We start from the raw sequence: 14,091 nt of genomic DNA, 5'->3' as shown, positions 1-14,091 counted from the left end.
CTATTTGTGGCGTAACAAAAATACGTGGTGCAAATTAGTACGTCGCTGGAAATCCGGATCGAAGGTGCGCGAGGTGATCTCCTCTACCGCGTACTGCTCGCTAAGCGCTTCGTCTAGTTTGAAACGCCGCTGATTGTTGGAGAACACCAGCGTTCCACCGGGAGCAAGGCGCGCCATAGCGAGCGCAACTAACCGCGGGTGATCGCGCTGTACGTCTAGCGTGTCGCGCATCTTTTTTGAGTTTGAAAACGTTGGCGGGTCCATAAAAATCAGATCGAACTCGGCATTGGCGGTTTCCAACCAGCGGAAACAGTCATCCCGCACCACGCGGTGTAGCCTGGGGTCGAGCTTGTTGAGCGCAAAGTTATCCCGCGCCCACTCGAGGTAGGTGTTGGACATATCCACGCTAACGCTGTCGCTGGCCCCGCCCAGCGCGGCTTGCACGGTGGCCGTGGCGGTATAGCAGAACAGGTTGAGAAAGCGCTTACCATTTGCCATCTCGCCCAGCATGCGACGTACCGGACGGTGATCCAGAAACAGGCCGGTATCCAGGTAGTCCCGCAGGTTGACCCACAGTCGCGCGCTACCTTCCTGCACTTCAAAACGCTCGCCGCTAGCAGAGCGTTTCTGGTACTGAGCGCTGCCTGCCTGCTTCTCGCGGCGTTTGATATATACCTTGCTGGCGTCAACACCTAACGCATCGGGCAGCACTTCCAGTGCATCAAACAGCCGTTTTTGCGCCTGCGCCGGATTAATAGAGCTCGGTGCGGCATACTCCTGAACATGAACGCGGTCGCCGTAACGATCCACCGCCAGCGCGTATTCCGGCATATCGGCATCGTAAATGCGGTAGCAGATCTCACCGCTCTGCTTCAGCCACTTTTTCAGACGTTTTTGGTTTTTCGCCAATCGGTTGGCAAACATCTGCGCATTTTCCGACACTGCCGGTTTTGCTGTGCTGCTTTCCTGATGCGCTACGCCCGCTTCTGACGGCTCACCGCTCTGCTGGGGCGCAGGGCGGGCGCTGCCAATCTCCATCAGCAGCAGCTTGGCATCCAGCGCGCCGTTTTTTAGCGCGTACTGTTTGTGGGCACGCAGGCCTAAGCGGTGGCCAAGATCCGGATTGCCGGTAAACAGCGCCAGCATCCAGCCGGGGAACAGCGCTTTGGCTTTATCGCCTAGCTGGGCGTAGAGCCTCACCAGCTCAGGCAGCTCGCCCAGGCGTTCGCCATAAGGCGGGTTGGTGATCAATAGCCCCTGCTCGGCGGTCAGGGTCTCTGGCCGGGTCAGTTGGGAAAGGCTCTGGCCGTGGAGCGTTATCAGAGCAGGAATGCCTGCTCGCATAGCGTTGGATTTCGCGGCAGTCAGCGCTGCGGGGCTTTGGTCAAAGCCCAACAGTTCCGTTTTACAGCGCTTGCGACCAATCGAGGCGCGTGCATCGGCTTCGCGTTTTAATTCGCGCCACAGGGCATCGTCATGGCCCGCCCAGCCGTGAAACCCAAACCGCTCGCGGTTCACGTTAGGGGCTTGGTCCGCCGCCATCAGCGCGGCTTCAATCAGCAGCGTACCGGCACCGCACAGCGGGTCGATCAGTGGCTCGCCGGCTTTGGCGCGCTCCGGCCAGCCGGCACGCACCAGTAGTGCTGCTGCTAGGTTCTCTTTGAGCGGCGCGTGGCCCACGTCGCGGCGGTAACCACGGCGGTGCAGGCTCTCACCGGAGAGATCGATACCCAGCGTTAAATTTGCCCGATGCAGGTGCGTATAAATGCGCAAATCGGGCGTTTTAGTATCAATATTAGGCCGCTCTTGGCCCGCCAACTGAAGCGAATCGACAATGCCATCTTTGACAGTTTGGGCGCCAAAGCGCGTATGGCGGATATGGTCGCTGCGGCCATGGAAATCGACTGCCAGCGTTTTACCGGGAAGTACGTGCTCCGCCCAGGCAATTCGAGCGGATGCCTCATGTACTTGTTCGGCAGTTTCTATCATCGACTCTCGCGCTAGCAGCAAAATAACGCGGTTCGCCAGTCGCGACCATAGACAAACCCGGTAAGCCGTTTCTTGGCTAGCAGAAAAATAGACGCCTGCCACTGTGGTTTTACCCTGCACGGCGCCCAGGGCTGTTAGTTCATCCGCCAGTAGGCCTTCAATGCCTTTAGGGCACGTCGCTAGGAGGTTGAGTAGCGCAGTTTGGTTCAACTCGGTCATGGTATTCGCCGCGCGTAACTGCGCGATATTCCTATATATGGCAAATGAGTTTACGTCTTATGACAATTTCATGGTCGACAAGTGACCCCATGATGGTCTAACAATAAGAGTGTAGCTACTGAAAAAACGCATGCGTTGTTGGTTATGGTCGTTAACGAGTACATCCATTCGATGTAAACACTTTAATGACGCATGACTGGTCGAGATAGCCGCTTTGCCCGTTCAGCACGTGAGTGCTAGACATTAGCGCTTGTGCGGTGTCTCACTGTTAAGGTCAGTTCTCGGAATAGGTGCCGGTGTAACAACGTTACACACACTGTTTGGATAAACTGCTAATACACTGTACATGTGGCTAAGCAGCACAGTATTAGGCCCTGTTTCTCATCAAAGGCTTTCATGAAACGAGGTTAGCCAATGAAACGACAAAAACGTGATCGCTTCCAACGGGCTTATGTTCACGGATATAAAGCGGGCATTACGGGTCGCTCCCGGGATGATTGCCCCAGCCAAGATGTCAATTTACGCGAATACTGGATGAGCGGTTGGCGTGAAGGTCGCGGCGATCAGTGGGACGGTATGACCGGCGTTTCCGGCATCCACAAAAACCCTCTGGTCATGTCCTAATTTTCACTTTTAAAGTTACGTTAGGCATAAGTAGCCCGCTAGCATGCGGGCTTTTTAATGCGCCATTGCACCGCCACGTATTGACCTCTTTACTTACCGCTCGCCCTAAGCGCCTCGGCACACTGCTTAACAAGCCCTGGCCCTTGATAGATCAACCCTGAATAGAGCTGCACGACATCAGCACCTGCGGCAATTTTTGCCTTAGCGGCTGCTCCGCTATCGATCCCACCCACGCCAATAATCGGCAGCTTAGGCAGCTGTGCCCGCAGCAGGCGAATAACGGTATTTGACGCCTCAAATACCGGCTTACCCGATAGCCCTCCCGCCTCTTCGGACTGCGGGTCACTTTTCACTGCTTCCCGAGAAACCGTGGTATTAGTGGCAATGACGCCATCGAGCGCGTTACCGGCAATGCTATTTGCTACCAGCGTGACTTCCTCTTCACTCATATCAGGGGCGATTTTGACCAGCAGCGGCACTTTACGGCCTGCTTCAGCATCCAGTGCATGGCTGCGAGCGCGTATCGGCCCTAATAGCGCGTCTAGCTGCTCGCCAAATTGGAGAGTCCGTAGCCCAGGGGTATTGGGTGATGAGATGTTCACTGCGATGTAATCTGCCACACCGTGAACGGCCTCTAAGCAGAGTAAATAGTCATCCAGGGCATGCTCAACCGAGGTAGACAGGTTTTTGCCGATATTGATACCGACAATGCCGTTGTAGTGGCGCTTTTTCACCTGGGCGACCAGATGCTCTACCCCTTTGTTATTAAAACCAAAGCGATTGATGATGGCATCGTGCCCAGCAAGCCTGAACAGGCGCGGCTTCGGGTTGCCTGGCTGGGCTTTGGGCGTCACGGTGCCCACTTCAACAAAGCCGAACCCTAGCTCGCCCAGGGCATCGAGGTGGTCGGCGTTTTTATCCAGCCCGGCGGCGAGGCCAACCCGGTTATTAAAACGCAGCCCCATCAGTTCAACCGGGTCGCTTACCGGTTCGCCATACATTCGCTTAATGCCCCCAACCCGATGCAGAGCATCTAACCCACGCAGCGCCATACTGTGCGAAGCTTCCGGATCTAAGCGAAACAGCAGCGAACGGGCGAGGTTATACATCAGCAGGACTCTCCTGGGCGTTGGGATAGGCGTTAGGCCGGCGCAGTATAGCGCACATCAACGATGGTTCGCAGGGTAAGCCGTCCATAAAAAAGCCGTGCCCTGGCGAACCAGGGCACGGCGTATATTGACGGCTCGGCGTAGGGTTTACGCTTCGCTATCGCTCTCCGCAAGATCTACCAGTTCACGAATAGCAACGGCAAACAGCGCAAAGCCACCTTCACTGCCGCCACGCACCTCGTCAATCAGGCGGCACCAGCGACGGTGCAACTCGGCATGCTGCTCTAGCCATTGGGCGACACGCTCTTGAGTATCGCGGCTACCCGCCTCAAGTTTCAGCACGCTCGTGGTAAGTGCCAACTGCTGGCGATCAATATCATCACGGAAAGTTTCCCGTGCCTGCGCTTGCCAGGCATCGCGCACTTCTAAATGGGTTACCTGCTGAATCATCCAGGGAAGCTCTAGACGGCTGCCGATCTCGTAGAACACTTCGGCTACCCGCTGGGGCTTCTCATTGGTGACACGTGCCGCTTGGATAATACCCAGGCCTGCATAGAGGCTCGGTGCTGCGGCCACGGAGGAGGCTAAGGCTTCTGGCACGCCCGCGTCCTGCAGCTCGTCACAGCGTTTGCGCCAAGCAGCCTGCTCTTCACCGCTTAGCAGCTCGCCAATACCCTCTTGCAGCTGCGCCAAGCGCGGGCCGAAGAACTCAATAGCATCTTGTGTGGAAAGCCCCAAGTGTGTGCGCAGGAACCAGCGCGTGGCACGACGAATCATGCGCATCAGCTCTAGCATCATGGAGTACTGCACACGGCTTGGCACTTGGTTGTCCAGCGCTTCGATCTGCGCCCACAGAGCAGGCAGGTTAAACGCATCTCGAGCCACAATGTAGGCGCGTGCAATATCCGCCCGGCCAGCGCCGGTGGAGTCCATCAAGCGACGTACAAACACAATGCCCATGTGATCAACCAAATCGTTGGCTACCTGCGTAGCCACAATTTCACGCTTCAGGCGATGCTCGTACATCTCGCTCTGATAGCGCTCGGTCAAAACAGCCGGGAACAGGCGCTCTAGATGGCGATGGATGTAAAGATCATCCGGTATATCGGAGTTGATCAAATCACCCTTCAGGGTGCTCTTAGCATAAGAGATCAGCACCGCCAATTCGGGCAAGCGCATGCCTTGGTTGTTACTGATACGCTCTTTTAACACGTCGTCAGCGGGCAAGAATTCAAGCTCACGGTCAATCTGCCCAGCGGACTCAAGCTCGCTGATAAAGCGACGGAAGGGCCCCATGCCTTGTTTGGAAAGGATTTCTGAAAGATCCAGCGCTTGGGTTTGGCGATAGTTATCCAAAATAACCAGGTCAGCGACCTCTTCGGTCATATCGGCCAGCAGCTGGTTACGCTGTTTGTCGGTCATATCGCCACGCTTAACCACCTCATCAATCAATATCTTGATATTGACCTCATGGTCGGAGCAGTTGACCCCGCCGGCGTTATCAATGAAGTCGGTGTAAACACGTACGCCGTTGGCGGCCGCTTCCATCCTTCCTCGCTGGGTAAAGCCGAGGTTCCCCCCCTCGCCTACCACGCGGCAGCGCAGCTCGGTGCCGTTAATGCGTAGCGCATCGTTAGCTTTATCGCCCACGTCGGCATCGGTTTCTTCGGAGCCTTTCACGTAGGTGCCGATGCCGCCATTCCACAGCAGGTCAACCTTGGCCTTCAACATGGCTCGAATCAGGTCATTGGGCGATAGGCGGGCGTCTTGAATGCCAAACACCTGCTGCATTTCAGGGCTGATGGCGATAGATTTAGCGCTACGGTTAAATACCCCGCCACCTTTAGAAATTAGCTCAGCGTTGTAGTCTTCCCAACTGGAGCGAGGCAGGTTAAACAGGCGTGTGCGCTCGGCAAAGGCGGCCTCTGCGTCAGGATTTGGGTCGACAAAAATATGCAAATGGTTGAACGCACCGACCAGCTGGATCTTGTCGGACAGCAGCATTCCATTACCAAATACGTCGCCGGCCATATCACCAATGCCCACGGTAGTGAACAAGTCCTTTTGGGTATTAACGCCCAGGTTTTTGAAGTGACGTTTAACAGACTCCCAGGCGCCACGAGCAGTAATCGCCATCTTCTTATGGTCGTAGCCGTTGGCACCGCCGGAGGCAAAGGCATCGCCCAGCCAGTGGCCGTACTCTACAGAAATCTCGTTAGCGATATCCGAGAACGTCGCGGTGCCTTTATCAGCGGCAACGACTAAATACGTGTCATCTTCATCGTGGCGCACGACGTTTTGCGGCGGCACTACCTCGCCCCCCACAAGGTTGTCAGTAATATCCAGCAGCGCGCGGATAAAGATTTTATAGCAGGCAATCCCTTCTTTCTGCTGCGTTTCACGGTCAGCGTTCTCAGGCATGCGCTTGCAGACAAAGCCGCCCTTCGCCCCTACCGGCACAATAACTGAGTTTTTCACCTGCTGCGCTTTTACTAGGCCAAGGACTTCGGTACGGAAGTCTTCCAGACGGTCGGACCAGCGCAAGCCGCCCCGAGCAACTTTGCCACCGCGCAGGTGCACGCCTTCCACCCGCGGCGAGCAGACAAAAATTTCAAACGCCGGGCGTGGCTTGGGCATGCCTGTGACTTTTGATGGTTCAAGCTTATAGGCGATATAGTCTTTAAAGCCGCCGTTATCGGCTTTCTGGTAATAGTTGGTACGCAGCGTGGCTAGAATAAGCTCCATAAAGCGACGCAGCAGCTGGTCGTCGTTTAAGCTCGCCACGCCTTCAAGGTGCTCGTTTAAGCGGGCGACACACTCCTCGGTTGTGCCGTGCTGATGCGCCGGGTCGAAGCGCAGGCGGAAGAGTTTCACCAGCCCCTGGGTAATCGCTGGGTAATTTACCAGGGTAGCGGCAAAGTAGTCTTGGGACATGCCAAAGCGGATCTGCTTCAAGTAGCGGGCATAGCCCCGCAGCATCGCCACTTCGCGCCAGTCTAAGCCTGCACCAATAATCAGCCGATTAAAGGCGTCGTTCTCGGCTTCTCCGGCCCAAATACGCTTGAACGCTTCACTGAAAGTGTCGCGCATCGCGCTTAGATTTACCCCTTCACTACTGTGCTCAAGCTCGAAGTCATGAATCCAATAGCGCTGCTGAGGGGCATTGATATCATAGGGGCGCTCGCCAATTACCCGCAGACCGAGGTTTTCCATCATCGGTAAAACATCGGATAACGGTATCTGCGACTCACGGTGGTAAAGCTTTAGATTCATACCGCCCGCCTGCTCTTCAAGGGGACGATAAAGAGAGAGGGAGATATCTGAACCGCTGTCTAAATTCAACAGGTGCTGAACATCGAACACCGCCGTGCGGGCATTAAAGTCTTCACGATAGCTGGCCGAAAACGCTTCGTGGAACTGTTCAATCAGCAGATTGGCGCGCTCTTCGCCAAATCCTTCGATCATTGCAGCTTGCAAGTCATCACGCCAGCTGCGCGCTAAGCGTGCCACCTTGCTTTCCAGACGTTTTAGGTCGTACTGGCTTGGGGCATCACCATTGAAGCGCAGAATAAGCTGAATGCGCGCCAGCACCGACTCCGACAAGTAGGTGTTGAAGTCTCCAAAATGGGCGTCGAGATCATCGCACAGCATCGCTTGAATACGCTGACGCAGATCGGTTGAGAACACATCACGAGGCACAAAAACTAAACAGGAGTAGAACTTACCGCTCACATCTGCGCGGATAAACAGACGCACCTGACGGCGCTCACGGATATTAAGGATGCCCAATGCCGTGCTGGCCAACGCCTCTGTGCTGATCTGGAAAAGATCATCACGGGGGTATACTTCCAGCACCTGGAGCAACTGCTTGCCGTTGTGTCCGTGGGGATTGAACCCCGCGATATCCATCACGGCTTTCAGCTTACGCCGCAATAGCGGAATATTACGCGGCGATTCGTTATACACCGTAGAAGTGAACAAGCCAAAGAAACGCCGCTCGCCAATCACATTGCCATCATCATCGTAGCGGTCAACGGTGATGTAATCAGGATAGGTGGGGCGATGCACCCGGGAGTGATGGGCACTTTTGGCAAACGACAGCAGCTGAGGCACCAGCACGTAGTCGTTGTGCTCATCGATACCTTCTTCTGTGCGGATACGCTCCCGATAGCGCGGTTGGTCGAGGCGGAAAACACCGAGCACGCTGTTGGAGTCGCGCTGCAGCTCGTTACCTTCCAATAAATATTCGTCGTAGCCCAGGAAGGTGAAGTTATCCTTTAGCAACCACTCTAAAAAGGCGATCGCTTCTTCATGGTCATCGGGGTCAATTTGTGGCGGGCAGTTTTTCTCAAGCTCTTGAATGGCCGTGGTAATCTGGCCGCACATTGCGTCGAAGTCGCCCACGGCGGTGCGCACATCCCGCAGCACTTCGTGGAGCTTGCTCTCGATATTCGCCAGTGCATCAGGGTCGGTGTGGCGGTCAACCTCAATGACAATAAGTGATTCCCGCGCATCCGGCGCATCTTCATCACGCGGCGAGGCAAGGCTTTGGAGCTGATACTGGCCATTGCGCGCGACGGCAAAAACGGCGTTTTGAATGGCATGTACCGTTAAGCCGCGGCGATTTAGCTCAATACGCACCGAGTCGACCAGAAACGGCATATCTTCATGCAAAACGGCCACAAAGGTGTGCGTAGACTGCCAGCCATGCTCTTCGAAGTCGGGGTTAAAGACACGCACTTTGGGGCTTAAGGGGTCATGGTTTTGCAGAAACTGCCAAATTGATAGCGTGGCACCGTAAAGGTCGTCTAGTCGACGATCAATCAGATCTTCAACGGGCACCGTGGCATAAAAGTGCCGAGCGAAGGCTTCAACGTCTGCCGCGCGTGCAGGCTCCAGTTGCGCTTCCAATCGCTCTTGTAGCTGCTTTAAAAGATCCTGCCGACTCTCTTCAATCGCAACGTAATGCATCCATCACCTCGACTTCCTAGGGCCACTGTTTTGGCCAAAAAACGAAGAACAATAGGCCTTTAGGCCACGCTGCTCATTAGCTTACGCTACCCATGGTCACCACCCTAATCATCTGACAGGTTATTCATGGTGTATGCCGCTTATGCATCATAAGCACTATTGACAATTTCACTCTTGAGCGACTGGATGCCGCGTGAGCCATACCCCGCATTCACAGTGGTGGGTAAAAGGAAACTGATCAAAAAGCGCAAACCGCTCAATGCGGTGCGTCTTAGTCAGTATGGTTAAATTTTCAGCGAGCGTTGCCGGGTTGCATGAAATATAAACGATCTGATCGTATTCACTGATTTGCTGACAGCTCTGTTCGTCTAATCCAGCGCGTGGCGGGTCGACTAATACGGTAGAAAAATCGTAGCTTTCCAGCCCCATCTCAGCCACCCGCCGGCCAACTTTTTCACCTCGCAGTGCCAGGGAGAACTCCTCTGCTGACATCCTTGCGACTTGGGCGTTGGTTACGCTATTCGCCTCCAGGTTAACATTGGCACTGGCGACCGAGGTTCGGGAAATTTCGGTTGCTAACACCCGGCGGAAGTTATCCGCTAATGCAATGGTAAAGTTGCCGTTACCGCAGTACAGCTCTACCAAGTCTTCATGTTGACGGCCAGCGGTCACCTCGTGCGCCCAATCCAGCATCGTTTGGCAAATGTGCGCATTGGGCTGGGTAAAGCTGTTTTCTACTTGCTGGTAATGCAGGGTGCGGCCATTGACTGTTAAGCGCTCCCATACGTGATCCTGGGTGAGCACGATACGCTGTTTACGTGAGCGGCCAATAATCATAATACCCAGCGCTTTTTCCAGCGCACGGGCCTTTTCTTCCCAGGCCTCTCCCAGCGGGCGGTGGTAAATCAGCGTGACCAACGCTTCGCCTGATAGGGTGGTTAAAAACTCAACCTGAAAGAGTCGACGGCGCAGCTCATCGCTGGCTAAGAACGCCTCGCGCAGCTGCGGCATCAGTGCATTAATCTGCTCACTGGCGACCGGAAACTGGTCAAGGCGCACTACTTTTTTGTTTTTGGGATTTTCGGGGTCCACCTCAAACATGGCATAAAACAGGTCATCCTCTTCATGCCAAATACGAAACTCGCAGCGCTGGCGGTAGTGGCTAGGCGGCGAAGGGTAAACTTCCAACTCGGGTGTTTTAAACGTGGCAAAGGTACTTTCCAGATAAGCTTGTTTATCAGCCAACTGTGCCGCATAGCGAGCGGGATCTACGGTGGGAATCGCCAAGGTGGCTCCTTGTGATTAGAAAATTAAAGTGGGTAAAAAAGCGTTGATAATTGATCGATTAAGTAGTGGCGGGCAGTAAGAGCTGCTGGGGTTTAAGGAAACCGTAGCGAGCAAATCCATCAATCAAAGCATCTGCTGGCGCCGTGGTAAAACAGCGCCCGTTGGACGCCTTAAACGCCAGCTGCTTGGCTATCTGCCCTACTCGGCGTGCGATGGCATCGCCAGAATCAACCCAAGCAAGCGGCGTTGGTGCGAGCGTGGTCAGCATAGGCTTCAATAGCGGAAAGTGGGTACAGCCAAGCACAACGGTGTCCAACGCGGGGGTAGCCTGCGTGGCTTGCCAGAGCGGCTGTAGCGCTTGGTGAATACGGGTAGCGTTGAGCGGCGTGCCAGCGAGCCAAGCTTCCGCCTCAGTGACCAGTGCATCAGCCGCTACCTTTGTTACTAGGCAGTCACTCGCAAAGCTTTCGATAAGCCCCTGGGTGTAAGGCCGATTGACCGTCGCTGTCGTCGCCAGCAGGCCAATGTGGCGTGTTTTACTTTTGAGCGCTGCTGGTTTGATCGCCGGCACCGTACCTACCACGGGAATCGTTAACGCTTGACGCAGACCTTCCAGTGCCAGCGTACTGGCAGTGTTGCAGGCAACCACCAATACGCTGGCTTGGCACGCGTCAACGGCAGCTTGGCACACCGTCACGATACGCTTAGCTAGCGCGTCATCGTCACGAAGGCCATAGGGCAGCCAAGCATTATCGCAGGCGTAGCACATCGACACCGTGGGATAGTGCAAACGCAAAGAGTTAGCGACAGACAGCCCCCCCACGCCTGAATCGAAAATCAGCACCGGGCCTGTCATATTCCCCATCTCAACCTGTCATCCGCTTTTGCCACGCTACCCCTCGCTAAGCCATCAATACGGGGCGATAGTTTAACACGCCCCGTTGTGCTCTGAAGGGTTGTGGAATGGCCGTCTACAGCGAAGGCACCTCGGCACCGCACAGTTCAGCATATAGCTCAGGATAGGCGTGTTGGAGACGCTCCAACTCCTGCTCAGCCCCTTCTGGAAGGGCATTGCGAAGTTCTTGCATATCTTCAGGGCTAAAGTGCTTGTCAATCAGCGGGAACAAGCCTTCGCGCTCAAGGCGCAGGTAGGCACGGTGCGCCTCAAGATACGCTTTTAAGTCTTGTGTAAAACGATCCATCGGAAGGACATTATCCATCAAAATCGTGTCGATATCGTTGGAAAGCTGCCGCAAACGCGGTTTAAGCTCGCGATAATCCGCCGCCATTTGCTCCATTAACTGAAGATGTTCGGGCGCTTTAGCCTCTAACCGTTCCACACAGATCCGTTCCAACGGAGACGCGAACCCTTCCATATAAGAAAGAATGTAGTCCACTACCTCGCGCATCAATTGAAAGTTAGGACGCTCCCCGAGGAGCAGTGTTTTCTGCTTTAGCTGTAGCACATGGAGCATACGCGCCATATTGGCATGATCTAGACGCAGTTGGTTTAACATCGTGCCGTCTCCTTCATAAGTGTCATGCTTGCCGCTCCCTTCAGGAGCTAGGCACGCGATCACAAACTCTGCCTGCTGATCTTGGCGGGTTTCAACTACACTAGCGTTACTATTTACCATGCGCCCCACGGCGATTACTAGCTAGCCGCTGTGGCCATCCGCACGGACTTTCTCATGAGTTATGCCAAAGGTAGTCTCACAAGACGCCGTTTACCACAGACACTTGTTTACAGCGTGTTGTTCAACGTCTCGATTTACAACGGAAGTTTACATGGACCTTTTTGATCGGCAGCATGCGTCTCCCGCCGAAGATGCGCCGCTCGCTTACCGCATGCGACCGCAGACACTTGATGACTATATTGGTCAGGAAGCACTGGTAGGGCCAGATAAACCGCTGCGACGTATGGCGGAGTCTGGCGTGGTGCGCTCAATGATTTTATGGGGGCCACCTGGCGTAGGTAAGACCACCCTAGCAGAACTGTTAGCACGCGCTTCCAGCGCCCATCTGGAGCACCTGAGCGCCGTCATGGCCGGGGTAAAAGAGATTCGCTTAGCCGTCGAGCGCGCTCAACAAAGCACCTCACCAACGCTGCTTTTTTTAGACGAAATTCATCGGCTTAACAAAAGCCAGCAGGATGCGCTGCTACCCCACGTTGAGTCAGGCTTACTCACCCTCATAGGGGCCACAACCGAAAACCCATCCTTTGAAGTGAACTCTGCACTGCTATCCCGTGCACGGGTCTATGTACTTAAATCGCTCAACTCGGATGAGCTGATAACGGTAATGCGCCAAGCGTTAAGCGACCCACATCGCGGCCTTGGCAAGCGCGCTATTGACGTTGAAGACGGCGTATTGGAAGCGTTGGCACACGCCAGCGCTGGCGATGCGCGCCGAGCCCTGGGGCTGTTGGAAACCGCCTGCGACTTCACTGAACCGAACAACGGCCGGGAGGAGCTTAAAAAAGCCGTCTTAGCCGATGTAGTGGGCCATCAATCCAGCGCTTTCGATAAACAGGGCGATGCTTACTACGACCTGCTTTCAGCCATTCATAAATCGATCCGCTCATCGCGGCCTGACGCGGCGCTTTTATATATGGCGCGTTTTATACAAGGTGGCGGCGACCCGCTGGATATCGTACGGCGCTTAACGGCTATTGCCTCTGAAGATGTAGGCAACGCAGACCCACGCGCCATTCCCTTGGTGATAGCTGCTTGGGACGCGTATTTACGCCTGGGTGATTACGAAGGCCAGCGCGCCATTGCCCATGCGGCCATTCATTTAGCGGTGGCACCTAAAAGCAACCGTATTGATCGCGCATGGAAAGCCGCCAAACAGTTTGCTGAGCAGCAGCCTCAATTAGAGGTGCCCAGCTATCTACGTAACGCGCCCACCAAACTCATGGAGCAGCTAGGCCATGGGGAGGGATATCGCTACGCCCATAACGAACAGGACGGCTACCCTGCAGGCAGCGCGCATAACTGCTGGCCCGAAGCGCTTCCCGTCGTACGCTTTTATGAGCCAAGCACGATAGGGCAAGAAAAGCGCTTTGGAGAGATAATGGCGTGGCGAGAAGAGCGTGACCAGAAAGCAGATCAGGCGCCCAAAGGCGCCTGAAAAAGTGCGAACAGAGCGGCTTGGCCGCCCAGACTTAGCGTCCTTCGCGAATTACATCGGTGCCTTCTGGAATGTCAAAATCAAACAGGCTGCGGTCAATATGGCCATTACGAGTAATATTGCTAAACGTAATCGCTGTGCGCTGACCGGTACTATCCATCATCCATAGCTCGGTTAGCGTTTGGTTATCAAACACCATGCTCAGCTCTTCAAACAGCGTATCCGCAGAAGAAGGAATCAACGTAAATACGTCATCGCCATCTTCCTGCTCATAAAACACCTCATAGCTGGCGGTCAGATCGTCGGCGCTACCTGACAACAGCAGCGCGGGCGTATGGGAAACCCGATTATCCATTGCCTGTACCGTTACCTGCTCAAGATCCGGGTCATATAAGTGAACATCGCTACCGTCTGAAACTACGATTTGCGAGTACGGCGCCTCCACTTCCCAGCGCAGCATACCAGGGCGAGAGAGCCACATTTCGCCGCGGGCGCTCTGCAAGCGCTCGCCGTCGCCGTCAAGTATTTGCTGTTCAAAGCTTGCGTGATAGCTCTCTAGCGGGTCGAGCCGTTCGGTCAGGCGCTCGGCTGCTTCATTGGCCCACAGGGCTGGGGATGCAAAGGTTAAACCCAGTGCGCTGGCAGCCAACATCAGTGGTGAGGTGCGTCGTGTATGCATCTCGCGCATTACTGTACTCCCTAGGCAGTGATTGCCAAAAGCGGTGGTGCTTAAAACCGACGTTGTAACAAATGTTCTAAC

At 54.8% G+C, this 14,091-nt stretch carries 9 protein-coding genes; 2 read left to right on the top strand and 7 right to left on the bottom strand.

What is annotated here, in order from left to right; all coding sequences use genetic code 11:
• On the bottom strand, positions 1–2,208 hold the full coding sequence (rlmKL, locus tag LG301_RS04535) for a bifunctional 23S rRNA (guanine(2069)-N(7))-methyltransferase RlmK/23S rRNA (guanine(2445)-N(2))-methyltransferase RlmL (protein WP_404473835.1): 2,208 nt from the start codon (positions 2,206–2,208) through the stop codon (positions 1–3).
• Positions 2,209–2,622: 414 nt separating this feature from the next.
• On the opposite strand from rlmKL, the gene rmf reads away from it, so the two are divergent.
• The gene (rmf, locus tag LG301_RS04530; protein ID WP_009096993.1) at positions 2,623–2,832 is read left to right on the top strand and encodes a ribosome modulation factor; all 210 of its coding nucleotides are present in this window, start codon (positions 2,623–2,625) and stop codon (positions 2,830–2,832) included.
• 89 nt (positions 2,833–2,921) lie between these two features.
• Here the strand turns inward: rmf and LG301_RS04525 are convergent, their stop codons facing one another.
• The 5 genes from LG301_RS04525 to LG301_RS04505 all read right to left on the bottom strand — a co-directional run bounded on the left by LG301_RS04525 (position 2,922) and on the right by LG301_RS04505 (position 11,716).
• Entirely contained in the window at positions 2,922–3,941 is a 1,020-nt protein-coding gene (locus LG301_RS04525) for a quinone-dependent dihydroorotate dehydrogenase (protein WP_404473833.1), read from the bottom strand.
• 147 nt (positions 3,942–4,088) lie between these two features.
• Positions 4,089–8,912, bottom strand: a complete 4,824-nt coding sequence (locus LG301_RS04520) for an NAD-glutamate dehydrogenase (RefSeq protein ID WP_404473831.1) — start codon at positions 8,910–8,912, stop codon at positions 4,089–4,091.
• 168 nt (positions 8,913–9,080) lie between these two features.
• Entirely contained in the window at positions 9,081–10,199 is a 1,119-nt protein-coding gene (trmA, locus tag LG301_RS04515; protein ID WP_404473829.1) for a tRNA (uridine(54)-C5)-methyltransferase TrmA, read from the bottom strand.
• 58 nt (positions 10,200–10,257) lie between these two features.
• Positions 10,258–11,055, bottom strand: coding sequence for a glutamate racemase (gene murI / locus LG301_RS04510; protein ID WP_404475170.1), 798 nt, complete (start codon positions 11,053–11,055; stop codon positions 10,258–10,260).
• A 115-nt stretch (positions 11,056–11,170) separates the two neighbouring features.
• Complete coding sequence (locus LG301_RS04505) at positions 11,171–11,716, bottom strand: hemerythrin domain-containing protein (RefSeq protein WP_404473827.1); 546 nt, start codon at positions 11,714–11,716, stop codon at positions 11,171–11,173.
• 271 nt (positions 11,717–11,987) lie between these two features.
• Here LG301_RS04505 and LG301_RS04500 point away from each other — a divergent pair, with 271 nt between their 5' ends.
• The gene (locus LG301_RS04500; RefSeq protein ID WP_404473825.1) at positions 11,988–13,331 is read left to right on the top strand and encodes a replication-associated recombination protein A; all 1,344 of its coding nucleotides are present in this window, start codon (positions 11,988–11,990) and stop codon (positions 13,329–13,331) included.
• Between the two features lie 34 nt (positions 13,332–13,365).
• Here the strand turns inward: LG301_RS04500 and lolA are convergent, their stop codons facing one another.
• Positions 13,366–14,019: an outer membrane lipoprotein chaperone LolA gene (gene lolA / locus LG301_RS04495; RefSeq protein WP_404473823.1), complete on the bottom strand. Its 654-nt coding sequence runs from the start codon at positions 14,017–14,019 to the stop codon at positions 13,366–13,368.
• Between the last annotated feature and the right edge of the window lie 72 nt (positions 14,020–14,091).

Source organism: Vreelandella venusta, from assembly GCF_044809155.1.
Taxonomy (GTDB): domain Bacteria; phylum Pseudomonadota; class Gammaproteobacteria; order Pseudomonadales; family Halomonadaceae; genus Vreelandella; species Vreelandella venusta_B.
The sequence above is the reverse complement of the archived record's forward strand: the minus strand, read 5'-3'. Positions and strand labels throughout refer to the sequence as shown.